This is a genomic window from Salipaludibacillus sp. CF4.18 (assembly GCF_051262595.1).
Classification (GTDB): Bacteria; Bacillota; Bacilli; order Bacillales; family Salisediminibacteriaceae; genus Salipaludibacillus; species Salipaludibacillus neizhouensis.
The window spans coordinates 1-17,698 of record NZ_JBIMEV010000072.1 but is presented as its reverse complement, the minus strand read 5'-3'; the positions used below and the strand labels follow the sequence as shown (position 1 = coordinate 17,698).

General features: G+C 36.2%; 14 protein-coding genes and 2 pseudogenes. 10 read left to right on the top strand and 6 right to left on the bottom strand.

The genetic code is table 11. The features are described from left to right. A partial coding sequence (locus ACHABW_RS23425; protein WP_435759113.1) for a glycoside hydrolase family 3 C-terminal domain-containing protein occupies nt 1-1,304 on the top strand: 1,304 nt, incomplete at its 5' end. A 289-nt stretch (nt 1,305-1,593) separates the two neighbouring features. Further along, nucleotides 1,594-1,959 (top strand): class I SAM-dependent methyltransferase, encoded by a 366-nt coding sequence (locus ACHABW_RS23420; RefSeq protein ID WP_435759111.1) that lies wholly within the window; start codon nt 1,594-1,596, stop codon nt 1,957-1,959. An 85-nt stretch (nt 1,960-2,044) separates the two neighbouring features. Here the strand turns inward: ACHABW_RS23420 and ACHABW_RS23415 are convergent, their stop codons facing one another. The 5 genes from ACHABW_RS23415 to ACHABW_RS23395 all read right to left on the bottom strand — a co-directional run bounded on the left by ACHABW_RS23415 (nt 2,045) and on the right by ACHABW_RS23395 (nt 6,005). Next, nucleotides 2,045-2,179 (bottom strand): hypothetical protein, encoded by a 135-nt coding sequence (locus tag ACHABW_RS23415; RefSeq protein WP_435759109.1) that lies wholly within the window; start codon nt 2,177-2,179, stop codon nt 2,045-2,047. Between the two features lie 64 nt (nt 2,180-2,243). Beyond that, nucleotides 2,244-2,663, bottom strand: coding sequence for a universal stress protein (locus tag ACHABW_RS23410; RefSeq protein WP_435759107.1), 420 nt, complete (start codon nt 2,661-2,663; stop codon nt 2,244-2,246). 37 nt (nt 2,664-2,700) lie between these two features. Continuing rightward, entirely contained in the window at nt 2,701-4,161 is a 1,461-nt protein-coding gene (locus tag ACHABW_RS23405) for a SulP family inorganic anion transporter (RefSeq protein ID WP_435759105.1), read from the bottom strand. Between the two features lie 816 nt (nt 4,162-4,977). Further along, on the bottom strand, nt 4,978-5,160 hold the full coding sequence (locus ACHABW_RS23400) for a helix-turn-helix domain-containing protein (RefSeq protein WP_435759103.1): 183 nt from the start codon (nt 5,158-5,160) through the stop codon (nt 4,978-4,980). Between the two features lie 389 nt (nt 5,161-5,549). Further along, nucleotides 5,550-6,005: a CBS domain-containing protein gene (locus ACHABW_RS23395; protein WP_435759101.1), complete on the bottom strand. Its 456-nt coding sequence runs from the start codon at nt 6,003-6,005 to the stop codon at nt 5,550-5,552. A 303-nt stretch (nt 6,006-6,308) separates the two neighbouring features. On the opposite strand from ACHABW_RS23395, the gene rnjA reads away from it, so the two are divergent. The 6 genes and pseudogenes from rnjA (at nt 6,309) to ACHABW_RS23365 (ending at nt 14,172) form a co-directional block, all read left to right on the top strand. After that, nucleotides 6,309-7,973: a ribonuclease J1 gene (rnjA, locus tag ACHABW_RS23390; protein WP_435759099.1), complete on the top strand. Its 1,665-nt coding sequence runs from the start codon at nt 6,309-6,311 to the stop codon at nt 7,971-7,973. Nucleotides 7,974-8,310: 337 nt separating this feature from the next. Continuing rightward, nucleotides 8,311-8,724 (top strand): GlcG/HbpS family heme-binding protein, encoded by a 414-nt coding sequence (locus ACHABW_RS23385; protein WP_435759115.1) that lies wholly within the window; start codon nt 8,311-8,313, stop codon nt 8,722-8,724. A 101-nt stretch (nt 8,725-8,825) separates the two neighbouring features. Next, nucleotides 8,826-9,978 (top strand): annotated as a pseudogene (fdhA, locus tag ACHABW_RS23380) (formaldehyde dehydrogenase, glutathione-independent). A 369-nt stretch (nt 9,979-10,347) separates the two neighbouring features. Beyond that, nucleotides 10,348-12,303, top strand: coding sequence for a primary-amine oxidase (locus ACHABW_RS23375; protein WP_435759097.1), 1,956 nt, complete (start codon nt 10,348-10,350; stop codon nt 12,301-12,303). Nucleotides 12,304-12,323: 20 nt separating this feature from the next. Continuing rightward, the gene (locus tag ACHABW_RS23370) at nt 12,324-12,947 is read left to right on the top strand and encodes a hypothetical protein (RefSeq protein WP_435759095.1); all 624 of its coding nucleotides are present in this window, start codon (nt 12,324-12,326) and stop codon (nt 12,945-12,947) included. A 454-nt stretch (nt 12,948-13,401) separates the two neighbouring features. After that, complete coding sequence (locus ACHABW_RS23365) at nt 13,402-14,172, top strand: response regulator transcription factor (RefSeq protein WP_435759093.1); 771 nt, start codon at nt 13,402-13,404, stop codon at nt 14,170-14,172. Nucleotides 14,173-14,485: 313 nt separating this feature from the next. Here ACHABW_RS23365 and ACHABW_RS23360 read toward each other — a convergent pair whose 3' ends face one another. Further along, a complete protein-coding gene (locus ACHABW_RS23360) occupies nt 14,486-15,295 on the bottom strand; it encodes a helix-turn-helix domain-containing protein (RefSeq protein ID WP_435759091.1) in 810 nt (269 codons plus the stop codon). A 498-nt stretch (nt 15,296-15,793) separates the two neighbouring features. Here ACHABW_RS23360 and ACHABW_RS23355 point away from each other — a divergent pair, with 498 nt between their 5' ends. Then, on the top strand, nt 15,794-17,269 hold the full coding sequence (locus ACHABW_RS23355; RefSeq protein WP_435759089.1) for an aldehyde dehydrogenase family protein: 1,476 nt from the start codon (nt 15,794-15,796) through the stop codon (nt 17,267-17,269). 173 nt (nt 17,270-17,442) lie between these two features. Continuing rightward, a pseudogene (locus ACHABW_RS23350) lies at nt 17,443-17,621 on the top strand (aldehyde dehydrogenase family protein); the annotation flags it as partial. Between the last annotated feature and the right edge of the window lie 77 nt (nt 17,622-17,698).

Sequence of the window (17,698 nt, the reverse complement as noted above, 5' to 3'; positions counted from 1 at the left end):
ATCAACCCTCTAATAATCCTAATTTAAAAGAACATGCACAACTAGCACAGGAGGCAGCGGCAGAGGGAATGGTACTTTTAAAGAATAAAAAAACATCTTTGCCTTTAGTTAAAAAAGCAAAGATCGGCTTGTTTGGCAACACTCAGATTGAAACAATTAAAGGCGGTACTGGAAGTGGTAATGTACACTCGGCATACGTTATTTCTATTGCAGAAGGTTTGGAAAATAGGGGATTTCAGCTCCATCAAGGACTTTATAACAGCTATAAGACATATATTTCAACCTTAAGAAATCAGCCACAGTATGAAATTAAACCAGACCCAGTAGGAATTGACTTTGGTTATGTTATACCGCAAATCCCGGAAAAACCACTTAAAGGCAATGAGATTAGTACTGTCGAAAAAGAAACCGATCTAGGGGTGATTGTTATTGGCAGAATATCAGGAGAATTTGAAGATCGAAAGAATGAAAAAGGGGATTTTCTTTTAACGGACAATGAACAAGTAATGATTGAATCCGTAGTAGACCAATATCATGGAGCAGGAAAAAAAGTCGTGGTTGTTCTTAACATAGGGGGACCTATAGAGGTAGCTAGTTGGAGAGATAAAGTGGATGCGGTTCTCTTAGCATGGCAGCCTGGTCAGGAAGCGGGGCATGCAGTAGCCGATCTATTATCAGGTAGTGTGAATCCATCTGGTAAACTTTCTACAACATTCCCTATGGAATACAATGATGTACCTTCGGCAATGAATTTTCCAGGTAGCCCTGAGGAAAACCCTAAAGTAGTCCGTTATGGAGAAGATATTTATGTAGGGTATCGATATTACACAACTTTTCAAGTAGAGCCTGCCTATGAGTTTGGATATGGATTATCTTATACCACCTTCAGCTATCAAAATGTAAAAGTAAAAAAAAGAAACGATGGAATTACAATTGAGGTGGCTGTAAAAAACACAGGGGATGTATCGGGGAGAGAAGTAGTACAAGTTTATCTCTCAGCACCTGATGGCAAATTAGAAAAACCGGCACTAGAACTAAAAGCATTCAAGAAAACAAAAGAATTAAAACCAAATCAACAAGAATTATTGACATTTAATCTTAATGCAAAAGACCTTTCTTCATTTGATGAAGAAAAATCAGTATGGGTAATAGAAAAAGGTTCTTATGAAGTAAACATAGGGTCTTCTTCTGAAAACATACATGAATCAGCAAAATTTGAAGTAGATAAAGACATCATTGTAGAAAAAGTAAATGATGTGTTAGAACCACAAGTCGAAATACCTAAACTTTCGCAAAATGAATGATTTCAATGGCAAAAAACATAATTATTAATGAGTAGAACAGTACGAAGGTCTTATTATGACTAAGATTTCCGAGAACCAGTCCTTGTCTTGTAAGTCATTTAAATCGCGACTGGCATAACAGCATCTTCAAAACGGTTTTTTACCGCTCGTTGGTTTAGATTCGCCATGTAAGTACCACATGTTATAAACAATGGCTTCTTCCTAAATAAAATTTCCGTAGGAGCTAATCGCAATAATCTTCTCTATGGAAGCTACCGCAGAACCATCCTGAATATGAGCTTGGGTTAAATTGAGTTCAACTCCTTCTATATTTTCCAGAGCTTCGATTGGAATCTTTGATACAATTATGTCATTTGAAACAATTGAACATGTACCTGATGCCCAAGAGTTTTTATCTAGTATTTGTAAGCTCCTTAAACCAGGTGGAACCCTGATCTTATCTACACCGTTTGGAGCAGGAAAAGGAATAAAATCGGGTGTGCCTTTCCATTACCATCAGTTAACGGAGACAGAATTGATTGATCTTTTTAATGACTCGGAGCTTGAATTTCAATGCGTCGATTTTTATTTTCAGCTAGGAGTTGTCGTTGAAAAAGTGAAACGTCCAGATGCACACTATCCTATTGGAATTGTTGTTGCTAGAAAAGCTAACTAATAAATAAAACGGAGCGGTCTAAATTAGATCTCTGCGTTTTCTATGGGGACATTAAATGACTTGAGTGTTTTCCTTAACTCTACTTCTAAGAAATTTTCCTTTGATGGATTTTTAATAAATGGGGATTTTCAAAAACAGCGACACCTCGATAAAATCCTGCAAATTGTCTGATTGTTTCTTTTTCATCAGGCGTAAGATTACGCTTAAATATGATTTCCATGATAACCTCCAACTACCTTTATATCTAAAGAAAGGACCTATCACGTGTGTGTAGGTCCTTTCTTTCATTTCACTAATAAAACAGGTATCTGCACATATTTCAATACTTTGTAACTGACACTGCCAAGAAGCATTGTTTGAACGAGACTTCTGCCGCGACTACCTATAATTAAGCAATCAAAAGAATGATTGTTTGCATGTTCAATAATTTTTTCAGGCGGAACTCCATGTAAAGTAGTGATTTTAGAGAAGATTCCTGCCTTTGTGAACTTATCTTTAAATACGACTAACATATCTTCTCGTTCTTTTGATGCTGAATGTGAGTCGCCGCTCTGCAATATATCTGATTTAGACTTACTACCATCTATAACATAAAGGATTTCAATACTTGCATCACCTGATAATTTTGCTAATTCAATTGCTTTATCCGCTGCACGATGGGAATGGTCTGAACCATCCGTAGTCAACAATAATTTGGAAAACATTTACTGAACAACCTCCACTTTAATTATCTCGTAACGATTAGTGCCCTGAAGCCTTACTTAGGCCACCTATTTTATCCATCAAAATTGAACTTTGTTTATCTAAGCCACGTATTTCAACTTTAATGCCTCGTTGTTCAAATTTCGATTCAGCCTTATCCATCGCGCCTACGGCAGAATCATCCCATAGTTGAGCTTTAGATACATCAATATTTACCTTATCTACATCTTCATTGAAATCAAATGAGGCAATAAAATCTGTTACTGAGGCAAAAAATAACTGGCCTTTCAAATGATACACTTTTACAGAGTCTGCTTCCAAAGATGATTCAACCTTTACTTTGGAAATCTTAATTGCAAAGAATATAGTACTTAAGACTACGCCTGCAAAGACTCCTTTAGATAAGTCATGGGTGTAGAGAACCGTTCCGACAGTCACAACCATGACGGCGGCGTCTGTCCGTGGAAGTTTGTGAATATTCTTTAATGAGTTCCAATCGAACGTACCAATCGCAACCATGATCATAACACCGGCTAATGCAGCCATTGGTATTTGTACGACGATATTTCCTAGCGCTATGATAAGGAACATAAGAACAGCGCCAGCTACAAGAGAAGATAATCGTCCATTTCCGCCTGATTTCACGTTAATAACGGATTGACCGAGCATCGCACAGCCTGCCATACCGCCAAAACAACCAGTAATCATGTTCGTTATCCCTTGTCCAAGACTTTCCTTGTTTTTGTTACTATCCGTATCGGTCATATCATCAACAATTGAGGCCGTTAATAAAGATTCTAATAGACCAACAATGGCTAATGCCAATGCATATGGAAAGATAATCATAAGTGTTTCAAATGTTAAGGGGATGCTTGGTAAAGCAAAAATTGGTAGTGTTTGTGTTAAACTCCCCATATCTCCTACTGTTCGAACGCCAGTATTTACAAAGATAGCAATTGCTGTAACGACGATAATTGCAACTAAAGTAGAAGGAACGGCTTTCGTAAACCGTGGCAAAATATAAATGATCAATAGAGTCAAAGCTACTAATGAGTACATGATCCAAGTTTCTCCTGCAAAGTGTTGAAGCTGGGATGTGAAGATCAGAATGGCTAATGCATTAACAAATCCAATCATTACAGATCGTGGAATAAACTTCATGAAGCTTGCCAACTTAAATACTCCGAACAATAATTGAATAATACCTGTTAAAATTGTGGCAGCCAGTAGATATTCTAAACCATGATCTGCAACCAATGTAATCATAAGAAGTGCCATTGCTCCAGTTGCTCCGGAGATCATTCCAGGTCTTCCGCCGATGAAAGCTATAACAACGCAAATACAAAATGACGCATAAAGACCGACCATCGGATCTACTCCAGCAATAATAGAGAAAGCAATTGCCTCTGGAATAAGGGCTAATGCTACTACTATACCCGCTAACACGTCACCTCTAATGTTTCCTAACCATACCGTTTTCAGTTTTTGTATTAAATTCACTGAAGCACCTCTTCCTATATTATTTTTGTTTATGAACTCTCCCGAAGAAAGTTCGATCGGCATCAACTTTTAGAGTGTAACATTAGATCTTTATTTATCGAAATTTGATGTAAGCGTCTATCATCACTTATTTCCATCGTTTTTCTCATTATTTCTCTTGTTTAATTAACATTTGAGGTTATTGGCAAAAAAACAGTATAAATTATACTCAATTATAAATGATTATAGATAGTAATGCGTAGAGATAAACTTTTTGAAACGGGTCAATTGGTTTAAAATACAGTATAGATGGTATAATTATAAATAGATTATGCTTCTATGGCATTTAACTTTGATCTTCGTAAGTCTGTTAGGAAAACAAGCAAAAACTGCACCTCGAATTGTTAGCTGAGACTAACAATTCGAGGTGCAGTTCATATTTTTAATTACCATTTAAACAAAATTTAGAAGCAGAGTGCGGTTTTAAAGTACTAAATACGATCTCAAGAGGAAAAGTAAAACTAGTGATCAATCATTTTTTATTTTTTGTACTAAACGTTAGTGAAGTTGTAGAAGTATATCACATTAAATTATTTTAATGTGACCGCAAAATGATAAATAGGATGAATTCAATGTTATAATCTGTTTACATATTTAAATACATTTAAATATAAATGGTTATAATTGAATCTATGTGATGCAATGAAAATGTCTGTTTTGTGAACCCGCTGATTTTTCTTATGCTTTTTTGTGCCCTGGTGAACTTTGGTGTGAGAAGAAACGTAAAGAGGATAATTCATAGAATTATCCTCGAGTCTTGCTTTTATGTTTTGAAGGTTAAATGCGCTCTCCATTTTTCAGTTTTTCGATATAAATATCCAGATCATCTTTTTTTACACGCCAATGCCTTCCTATTTTAAAGCCAGGCATTTTCCCATCTTGAACAAGTTTATATGTAGTCATTTCACTAATTTGTAAATACTTCGCAACTTGTGAAATTGTCATAATTTCCGGATTCATGCTTTCCCTCCCTAAATCTTCGGAGTATTTGCTTCTTTAATTATAGCACGTTGTAAATCAATATATACTGTTGTTCCTAAAATTAGTGTGAACATAGTATGACTTTGGTCTCTTTTAGTAACTAGATTTTTGTATAATATACGATATTTCTTTGAGACTTGGTTGAAAACGTAGAATTCAGTATTTGAATTTTATTAGGAAAAAGCGTAGGTATGTTATTAATGCAGAGTAGAAGGTCCGCCCTGTGCTGAGTGAGGTGCTAATCGAATGGAGGGGGAGTTTCCCTGATATGTGTGTCGAAAAGAGAACTGTCATCTAAACAATAAAATGAAAGCACTGAAAAAGTATTCTCTACTTTTTTCAATGCCTTCTAATACTATGCGGTTAATTTATCCTAATGTATTTCTATCGACATTGTTTGCATTGTGAGTGGGGATAGAAATATTCGATAATGCTTCCCCAGCTTCGTTTTGAAAGACGTTTTGCGTTGCTAAGTCCCCGATAGAAAGCATTCCAACCAACTGATCGTTTTCAACAACAGGTAATCTGCGTATTTGCTGTTGAGCCATTAGTTGGGCAGCTTCATGAATGTCCATATTTACGTCAGCGACACTTAAGTTATTACTCATACATTCTGACACTTTAGAGTCAGCTTGCAATCCATGTGCAGTAGCACGTAATGTGATATCTCGATCAGTTATAAGGCCCCTGAGTTGTCCATTTTCTACTACTGGGATAGCCCCTATATCGTTTCGTTCCATTAGGGTAGCTACTTCTTGAATGGATTGTTGTGGGGCTACGGATACTGGGTTACTACTCATTAAATTTCTTATCGATTGATTCATGTTATTCACTCCTTTGAGTATTAGGTTTTACCAATAGAATGAAAATATGTGTCAGCCTTTAAGATAGAAGATTATTCGTAATTCTACGGACTTTTAGTAGTGGAAGTTTCTTGTTTTGACAGGCAAGGAAGATTTACGAGGTCGTCTAGTGTATAATTGACTTAAATTCTTTAATTGGAAATATGCGGGAAATATACATAGTGTCTAATTAGCATAACTACTTATTATATTTTTAAAAAATGAAAAGACAATAATCAAAAGTTTTATAAGTTAAAAGACAAAAAAAATTGGAGACTATATATTATGAAAACAAAAAATCATCAAGCATCGGTTTTTGCCCTTGGTGGATTAGGTGAAATCGGAAAAAACACTTATGGTGTACAATTCCAAGACGAAATTATTATTATAGATGCGGGAGTAAAGTTCCCCGAAGATGAATTATTAGGAATCGATTTAGTTATTCCTGATTATACGTATTTAGTTAAAAATGTAGATAAGATTAAAGGGGTTTTTATTACTCATGGTCACTTGGACCATATTGGTGGTCTTCCATATTTACTGCGTGAAATAAATGTGCCAATATACGCTGGAAAATTAGCATTAGGTTTATTAAGTAAACAGTTGGAAGAACATGGTTTATTGCGTACAGCGGATTTGCGAGAAATTAATGAAGATGAGATTGTTAAATTTCTAAAGACATCTATTTCATTTTATAGAACGACACATAGTATTCCAGACTCATTCGGTGTTGTTGTAAAGACGCCAGCTGGAAACATCGTCCATACTGGGGACTTTAAGTTTGATTTTACACCGATTGGAGACCCGGCAGACTTAACGAAAATGGCTAAAATAGGAGAAGAAGGTGTTCTTTGCCTGTTATCAGATAGTACAAATAGTGAAGTTCCAGGATTCTCTATGTCCGAACGCAAGGTTAGTGAAAGCATCGACCAGATTTTCCGTTCTGTCGATGGAAGAATTATTTTTGCAACGTTTGCATCTAATATTTATCGACTACAACAAGCAGTAGATGCAGCAGTTAAATATGGTCGAAAAGTAGCTGTTTTTGGAAGAAGTATGGAGTCTGCAATAACGATAGGAACAGAGTTGGGATATATTAAAGCACCAAAAGATACATTTATTGATTCATCACAGTTAAATAAAATTCAAAAAGATAAAGTAGCCATCCTATGTACGGGCAGTCAAGGGGAACCTATGGCAGCACTCTCTCGAATTGCCTTTGGTAACCATCGTCAAATTCAAATTATCCCTGGAGATACCGTAGTTTTTTCTGCATCACCAATACCAGGGAATACGTTAAGTGTGAATAAAACAATTAACCAACTGTTCCGAGTTGGGGCAGAGGTTATCCATGGTTCATTAAACGATATCCACACGTCTGGTCACGGGGCGCAGGAAGAACAAAAGCTTATGCTTCGATTAATGAAACCGAAGTATTTCATGCCAATTCATGGAGAATATCGGATGTTGAAACAGCATACGAAACTCGCTCAGGATTGTGGGGTTTTAGAAGAAAACTGTTTTATTATGGAAAACGGTGAAGTTTTAGCACTAGATAAAACGGAAGGTTCCATAGCAGGCAAAATTCCGTCGGGAGATGTTTATATAGATGGAAGCGGCATTGGAGATATAGGAAACATCGTTATAAGAGATCGCCGTATTCTTTCTCAAGAAGGACTTGTCGTCGTCGTTGTTACGATAGACATGAAAGAATACAGGGTCACAGCAGGTCCAAGTATTATTTCGCGTGGGTTCGTTTATATGCGTGAGTCTGGCGATTTAATTAATGAAGCGCAAGGAATGCTAACTGACCATTTGACTCTATTAATGGAAAGAAAAACAACAAAATGGTCTGAAATTAAGAATGAGATTTCCGGCATACTCACCCCATTTTTATATGCTAAAACGAGGCGTAAACCAATCATTTTACCAATTATTATGGAAGTATAGACAGATAAAAATTCGTTCAATCATGGGCACTTCAAAGTGATTTATACTTTGAAATGCCTTTTTGTACGGAATGATTGCCTATTTTAAATAAAGTTGTTTGTATTTAAACTGAATAATTGATTATGATAAAATTACAACATTACCAATTATTTGAATATTTTGTATACTTGTGATATTTTTTAAGTAACACTTACCGTGCAGGGTGAAAAAAATTAGAAGAATAATAGCATACATAAGTTAGGAGGTGTTAATAACATTATAAAGGGCTAATCGTATAATCTAGTCTGATATGAAAGCTTTTTAATATCAAAATTGTTTGAAAAGAGGATGGTAGATGATGAGTATTATGAACTTGGACATGGCTAAAAAGGTTATTGCAGGAGCAGAGGCAGAGGCTTCAAAGATGGGCGTTCAGATGGTTATATCTGTGGCAGATGAAGGCGGTAATTTGATAGCTGTTCATAGGATGGACGACGCCTGGCTGGCGAGTATTGAAATCGCACAAAATAAGGCCTGGACATCTGTGGCTTTGAAAATGCCTACTTCTAAGCTCGCAGAAGCAACAGTCCCGAATGCTCCACTTTATGGGTTAACTACAACTAATCAAGGACGTCTTGTCGTGTTTGGTGGAGGTTTTCCACTGGAAGTAAACGGAAAAGTAGTCGGTGCAATTGGCGTGAGTGGTAGTGCTGTGCCTGACGACGAAAAAGTGGCAGAAGCAGGTGTGAAAGCATTCAACGAACTTAATTAGAACTGTAAATAAGTAGTATTCATTACCTATATAGGAGGGATACAATGGCAGGCAATCGTGGCGTTGTTTACACCGGTTCTGGAAGTGTGGCAGTGAAATAAATTGGCTATCCTGATCTCGTCATTAAGGACGGCCCAGGGGTTAACCCGTTAAATGTTGGTCGCAAGTGTGAACATGGGGTCATTCTCAAAGTCGTGACAACGAATATTTGCGGCAGTGATCAGCATATGATTCGTGGTCGGACAACGGCCCCAATTGGTCTTGTGCTCGGTCATGAAATTACAGGTGAAGTCATCGAGGTTGGAAGAGATGTCGAATTTATTAAAAAAGGTGATCTCGTTTCTGTCCCATTTAATATAGCATGTGGTCGTTGTGTGATGTGCCGGGAACAAAAAACACATATATGCACAAACGTTAACCCGGACCGACCAGGTTCTGCATACGGATATGTGGACATGGGTGGATGGGTAGGTGGGCAATCGGAATACGTGATGGTTCCATATGCAGATTTCCAGCTACTTGTTTTTCCGGACAAGGATAAGGCAATGGAAAAAATCTTGGACTTAACGATGCTTTCTGATATTTTTCCTACTGGATTTCACGGGGCTTACTCAGCAGGCGTAAGAACAGGATCGACCGTATACGTGGCGGGTGCTGGTCCAGTTGGACTGGCTGCTGCGCACTCGGCTCAATTACTAGGGGCATCCACGGTTATTGTTGGAGATTTAAACGAAGAAAGGCTGCAACAAGCTAGAAGTTTCGGCTGTGAAACGGTGAATCTTACAAAACATGATCGTTTGGGTGAACAAATTGACCAAATTCTTGGACTGCCAGAAGTAGATTGTTCTGTCGATGTTGTAGGGTTTGAAGCCTCCGGGCATGGGGAAAATGCTGGGGAACAACCAGCCGCTGTTTTAAATGCAATTATGGAGGTTACACAGGCTGGTGGCAAACTTGGTATTCCCGGTTTATATGTGACTGCCGATCCTGGAGGAGTAGATAAAGATGCGCAAACCGGATCTTTAAAAGTTAATTTTGGACAAGGTTGGGCAAAAGCACATACGTTTGTGACCGGCCAAACGCCAGTCATGCAATATAATCGCAATTTAATGAAGTCGATCCTTTCGGGGAAAGCGCGCCAAAGCAGTAAATGCGACCGTGATCGGACTAGATGAAGCCCCACAAGGGTATAGTGATTTTGACGGCGGAGCAGCTAGAAAGTTTGTGATTGATCCGCATGGATTGATTAGTTGATGGTATGAAATAAGAGATAAAAAATACTCCAAAAGGCCTGAAAAAGTAAAGTTTTGCTTTTTCGGGCTTTTTTTTGCAGGATAATTATATTGATTTTATATTTTAATATATTGTTAAACACCTTCGATGAAAAGGCTCCAGTTTGTTATATGCGGACGCTTTACACGGGCAATGCTTCAGTCTTTAAGGTTAATTACCAATTTACTGAAAAGTATAATTGACTGAAAATTAATAATGTTCCGTTTTTTACAATGAAATTTACAGAAATATAATGTATTCTAAATGAAATAGGAACTACAGAGTCAAACGACAAATATAAATTCAGCAAAATTTAGTTCTGTGTGACGATTCAAACTAGGAGGAGATAGGATGGCAGTTCAAGATAAAATAGGTCAAATGAGGCATCCGTTAGAACCGTTAACTCCAGATGAAATTACGGAAGCTGTTGCTATTATAAAAGAAAAAAAGAATCTTTCAGAAGATGCTCGGTTTGTTCAAGTTGTCTTGCAGGAGCCTTTAAAGGAAACTGTATTATCTTTCAAAGATGGGGATCCTGTAAATCGGGAAGCTTCAATTATTATACTAGACAATGGATCGGAACAGACGTATGAAGCAGTTGTTTCAGTAACTCACAAAGAGGTAACAAGTTGGAAGTATATACCCGATGTGCAACCGGGGATTATGTTAGATGAATTTGAAAGAGTTGAGGAAATTGTTAAAAATTATCCAAAGTTTCAAGATGCGTTATTGAAAAGAGGTATAACAGACACTGAATTAGTCATGGTTGATCCTTGGTCAGCGGGTAATTTTGGAGTGAAAGAAGATGTAGGAGTACGATTAGCACGAGCAATATGCTGGGTTAAAAAGTTTTCAACTGATAATGGCTATGCATACCCATTAACTGGGATTGTCGTCTACATCGATTTAAATAAAATGAAGGTTCATAGATTCGAGGATCATGGGGGACGTTCACTGCCTCCAACTGATGCAAACTATACACCGGAAGCATCTGATAGTATCTCTCCCAGAACGGATTTAAAACCGTTAGATATTGTTCAGCCCGAAGGACCAAGCTTTGAAGTAGAGGGTCATTACATTAAATGGCAAAAGTGGCATATTCGATTTAGTTTTACACCAAGAGAAGGGCTTGTTCTTCACACAGTGGGTTACGAGGATAAGGGTGAAGTTCGACCAATTTTATACCGTGCAGCTTTATCTGAGATGGTTGTTCCATATGCAGATGGAAGTTTTGCTCATAATACCCAAAATGCTTTTGATGCTGGTGAATATGGAATGGGTCAGCTCGCTAACTCTTTATCTTTTGGGTGTGACTGTCTTGGAGAGATTCGTTACTTTGATGCTACCATGACGGATAGTAGAGGAAATGTAAGAACAATTCCTAATGCAATCTGTCTACACGAAGAGGATTATGGAGTTGCGTGGAAGCATACTGACTGGAGAACAGAACAAGTAGAAGTTCGTAGATCACGGCGATTGGTTCTTTCATTCTTTTGCACTGTCGGCAACTATGATTATGGGTTTTATTGGAGCTTTTATCAGGATGGAACCATTGAAAATGAAGTGAAATTAACAGGAATTCTAAATACAGGTACATTTGATGAAAGTGGCACATCAAAATACGGGACAGAAATTGCTCCACAATTAAATGCAGTTCACCACCAACATTTTTTCAATTATCGTTTGGACACAATGTTAGATGGGAAAAATAATTCAGTCGTTGAAGTCAGTACACTCCCAGAGAAAAAAGGTGCACACAATCCGTATAATAATGCTTTTTATGTTGATACAAAAACATTAAAAACAGAGTTGGAAGCAATGAGAAAGATGGATTTCGATTCACAACGTACATGGAAAATTATAAATTCCAACTCATTAAATGCAGTAGGAACCCCAGTGGGTTATAAAATAATGCCGGGCGAAAATTGTCTACCTTTTGCAAGTGATGATTCGAGTGTGATGAAACGTGCAGGATTTCTTAAGAATCACTTACATGTTACGAAGTTTGATTCTAACGAAAAGTATGCTACAGGTAATTACCCTAATCAACATGAAGGTGGAGATGGTTTACCGAATTACACAGCTGCAAACCGCAATATCGAAAATGAAGATATTGTTGTGTGGTATACCATGGGTCATCACCATGTTACTCGTCCCGAAGATTGGCCAGTTATGCCAACTGCTTATATTCATTTCCAATTGAAACCAGTTGGATTTTTTGATCGAAATCCAGCTATTGATTTGCCACGACCTTCGGCTAAAGCACATTCAATGTGCCATACATCTAAGGATTCATCTTGTCATTAAAATGAACGAAGAGGCAGCTGATGAAAAAACATCAGCTCCTTTTGTTAGTAAGTGGGGGGAAATCTATGTTAAGTATGATCACAATATTGCTAATCGTGTTTTACACGAGCTATTTTTATAGTAAAGCTAACAAAAGTAATGTTAATTATATGACTGGTAAATGTATCTCGATGGCTTTAAGTATGCTGACTGGCTCGATTATTGGTGTGGTAATAGGTATTATGCTTAGAGGAGAACTTGCATACGCGACAATTTTAGGCATTTTAGCAAGCTTTATTGTCGGATACTTTATCGGAAAACCATTTAGTAAACATGCTATTGCAGAATCATTAGCAGCTGGAATGATGGGTGGGATGATGGGAGCGATGTTAGGCGAAATGCTTCGTGTAACCGAAATTATCCCAATGTTATTCTTCTTGAACATTCTTTATATCATAAGTATCTATGTAATAATCTTATGGATAAAAAGAGAAAATACAGTTGAAGAATTATCATCTGCTTCATATAAAAAACAAATGGGGTTACTTTTATCAGTTGTCTTTCCTTCAATACTTATTGGTCTAGTAGCTTTTTACGAAAATGATCTTACAGATAACTTCACCCCTACGAACGTAGAAGAAACTCATGATCATAGTGGTCACTAATGTTGGTTACTTATATTGAATTCAAAGCAATACTTTCGTATCTAGTTGACAACTAAAAATTAATTCTAATAAAAGGCTTCACTCTATCCAAAATAGTTTTCATTACTGTTTCATAGATAGTGATAATATTAGGTGATAAGGTAGTAAATCACATCTTTGGCTTTGGGGTGTGATTTTTATTATAAATCTAAGAATAAATGATAATAATTTTCGGGCTTAATGAAGAATTCAATTATACTATTTTTGTATGCAATGAATACTTAATAAATATTTATAATATAGAATGATTTGTGTTAGATTTAAAACCATACCAGTTATTTGAAAAAACAGAAAAATGGAAGCGTTAACAAATAGGGAGTTGCTTGAAAATTATCAATTGCTGTAACTTATCTGTTAGCTGAGTATTAAAAGAGCTATAATAAACTTTATTCTAGAATATGGAAGAAGGGGAAAGATGAATCAATTTTCTAAGGACTCTATTGAAAAGGTCATCTCATTTATGGATCAAATTTCACAGGTTGAAAATGACTTTAGAAAACAAGTATTATTTGCCTTTAGGGATACTTTTGGTTTTAATAAATCTAATTTTTGGTTATGTGATGAAAGCAGTAATCTCATAAATCCTGTTTCATTAAATTCCATTGAAAGTATGAATGATTATTTAAATAATTACAGTGAAATTGATATTCTTGTTCCTAAAAGTATTTCATCTCGTATAAATCAAAAAAGTGTAATTGATGTTCTTGATATTTTAACACTGAAAGAATATGAAAGAAGTGAGTTCTACAATGATTTTATGAAAAAACATGGATTGTTTAATAATATTGGCTTATTTCTTTATGGTAAAGGTAATGTAGTTGGAATGATAGACTTTTCGTGGTCAAAAAAGGAGTTCTATCTTAGTTCGGAAGATAGAGGCTGTTTGGAAGTACTGTCCAAATATCTATCTAAAAAAGTTTGTGAAATAGAGGGGAATACTTCGGGACAACAAATAGAGAATATGTCAGGTCGTAAGTATTTATCACCTAGGGAGAAGGAAGTTCTTGAACTTATCCGGAAGGGGTTATCAAATAAGGAGATTGCTAATACTCTTTTTATTAGTGTAAACACGGTTAAAAAACATAGTCAAAGCATGTATCAGAAGTTAGGAGTAACTAATAGAACAAGCTTGTGTTACGAAATTAGCAATACAAATGATAACTGTCTTTATAGCATAAAAAGGTAAAACACAAATAATATAAATTAAAACTTGATTATTCTTTATTAATGCTCATTCTTAAAGAAAGTTTTTAATCTGAAATTATATTATAGAAGTACCTTAGCATGTACTTGCTGCCTTTTTGAAGGAGAGTACTTCTCTTTTTTTTGTATAAAGTAACTGTACTACTAGTACGTTGTCGCGAAACCTTACACTTTTTCTTTTTAAGCCCATCTGGATTTTCCTTTGACCAAATTATCTTACCTTTAAAAAATTATACAAGAATAGATGTTAGCATTTTAATACGAAATTCGTAAAAGTGAAATTAAAAGGTTTATGGTTAAAGAGTAGCCTTGTAAAAGTACTGTTTTGGGGTAAGATTCATGTAATTTTTGAAATCTTTGTAAAAGTGGGCTTTGTCATAGAAGTAATTATCATCAATGACGTCATTTAAATTTGAACGTTTATTTATCAGTGAATGGACAGAGTCTTGTAATCTTACGATCTGACTAAATTGTTTAGGCGAGAAACCAATATATTCATCAAACTTTTTTCGAATATATCGATCGGAATAACCTGTTTCTGTTGATAACTCTTTTAGATTTAGTAATCCATTTGAATTGTAAATTTTGAAAAGACAATGGTTTACAATTTTTTGGCAATCATTGTATGAGCGGCGTTTAGAATATAGCAGAGAATTAAACCTGGTAATACGTTCTTTGAAGCTTTGAAGAGTAACAATTTCTTCTATTAATGGTTGATCTATAGTAAGTATATCAGATAGTGAGAGTTGCTGATGTTGAAGAATTTCTTTAATTGAGCATTGAAATACTATAGAACTTTGTAACGGAGAGAGTCTAACTGCAAAATACTCAGAATTAGGTTTGAAGGAATATGAACAGCGTTGCTTAGGACTGGTCGCTACATTTGCAGATGGATATGAGGGATTACAACTGAAAAGTAATTCTAGACATCCATCTGGAATAATTGGTAAAAATCCTAGAGAGCTTTTGTTGGTTTTAAATTGATAATATAATGACACCTGGCTTTGCAACGTCATAACTGGCTTATGCTCAATATAATAATCACAATTGAGCTTTAATTCAGGTTGAGAGGGATTAAACATTGATAAATCCATTGTTGTTATCATAACAATCCTCCTTTTCTATTTCAGAATTTGTTGATGGTTATCATGTATTTAAAGAGAAATCACAGTAAATTTGATCTTTTAAAAGTGACTACCCTACCTAACTTAATTTAATTGTTTTCAGATTAATCTAAAAGCCACGAGGAAGTCAACCCTATTTATATTTGAAAAATCTTTGTGAGTACAAAACTGTTGACTCAAAAGAAAATCTATAGACTTGTCTATAGATTTGAAGATACTAGGGTTGTTCATTGGAATTTATACATCTAGAATTTGGAAATTAAATTATCGATTGATTACTATAATATGGCCCATAAGGGTAATAGATATGCTCCTTTTAAATATTTATAATTAAAATGAGTAAACACCATGTTAGTGTATTATGAAAGCGATTTAATCTTACAAGTGAATAGAGATTTTTATAGGTCAAAAGTTAAGAGCATTATTTAGGTGAAGCGAGTTTACAATATTAAAAATACTACATTTCGAAGGAGATATTATATGACTACGACATCATATCAACTATTTATTAATGGCAAATGGATTGATTCTGTATCAGGAAAAACGTTTGATTCCTATAATCCAGCAACGAACGAAGTGAATGCCTCGGTGTCGGAAGCGAATGGAGAAGATGTAGACATAGCGGTTAAAGCGGCAAGAAAGGCATTTGAATCAGGTCCTTGGGCGGATATGGCACCAAGTGATCGGGGGCGATTATTGAATAAAGTCGCACAAGCCCTATGGGAAAAAGCGGATTTCCTTGCTGAGGTTGAATCAAGGGACAATGGTTTACCTATAAATGAAACGAAATTTATTGCCATGCCCGCGATGATTGATGTTCTCGAATTCTATGCAGGTCTTGCTAATAAAGTACAAGGAGATACACTAGCGTCTCCTGCTGGAAGGTTAAATTACACCTTAAAAGAACCAATCGGCGTCATTGGGGCAATCGTACCGTGGAATTTTCCTTTGATGTTAACGATGTGGAAGCTTGCACCAGCTTTAGCTGCTGGAAATACCATTGTGATTAAGCCAGCGGAACAAACACCTGTAAGTATTTTAGAAATGGTCAAGATCTTCCATGAAGTGGGAATTCCTGATGGTGTGATTAATGTGGTTCCTGGCTATGGACATACGGCAGGAGACGCCCTTTCTTCTCATCCTGACGTGGATAAAATTGCTTTTACGGGCTCAACGAATACTGGTCGGCTGATTATGCAAGCGGCAAGTAAAAATATCAAACCAGTGAGTTTAGAACTTGGTGGAAAAGCACCAAACATCGTTTTCGATGATGCAAACATTGAGAACGCTATCAACGGTTCTATGTTTGGTATTTTTTTCGCACAAGGGCAAGTTTGCGCTTCTGGTACTCGACTATTTGTTCAAGATAGTATTTATGATGAGTTCATGGAACAATTTATTGAAAAAGTTAAAACAATACGAATGGGCAATCCACTGGAACCCACAACGCAAATGGGACCGCAAGTCTCTCTTAAACAACTAGAAAGTATTGAGAGTTATGTAGCATCAGGACTGGAAGAAGGAGCGAGTGTTTTAATCGGAGGGGAAAGAAATAAAACGGCAGGTGCTGGTTATTTTTATTCACCAACTGTGTTGGAAAATGTTACGAATGACATGAAAATCGCTCAGGAGGAAATCTTTGGACCAGTGCTTTCTGTGATCCGCTTTAAGGATGAAGCGGATGTACTACAACAAGCAAACGATACCATATATGGTCTTTCCGCCGGGGTCTGGACGGAGAATTTAAAACGAGCGCACCGTATGGCTCAAGGGTTAAAGGCAGGGACGGTCTACGTTAATACGTTCAGTATGCTAGACAGTACGGCTTCATTTGGAGGAACAAAACAAAGCGGATTTGGTCGTGAACTCGGTATTCAAGCGATGGATATGTACACAGAGACAAAAAGTGTATGGATTGATTTAAATGATGAGCATTTTAATTGGTATGGTGTCTAGTCTGTATTAAAGGGCAAAAAACGGCTTGTCTCTATGGGGCAGAGCCGTTTTTTGGGTTAGCAAAATAAAATGGATTATTAAAACATTCAGTCAAATACTTTAATTATTGCAATAAGGCCAAGGAGGTGATCGATGCTGCTGTCGCGGAGTAGTCTACGATGAAAAAGTTGACAATGACTGCTTCCGAAAAATTAGAAGTGAGGGGATTCTTTATTAATGGTATCCCAACCTTTCTAGTTGATAATATGCCATACGGCGGCATGAAGAAAGTGAAGTGGGACGGGTAGTTATCAAATACGCAGTAAATGAAATGACTGAGTTAAAGCTCGTTGTCGTTAATCTCACGCTATGAATTTGTTAGGAAAAATAGTGTCATTTAATTAAACAAATTCCTTATATAATCTTATTTTACAGTAATTTTTCTCTATT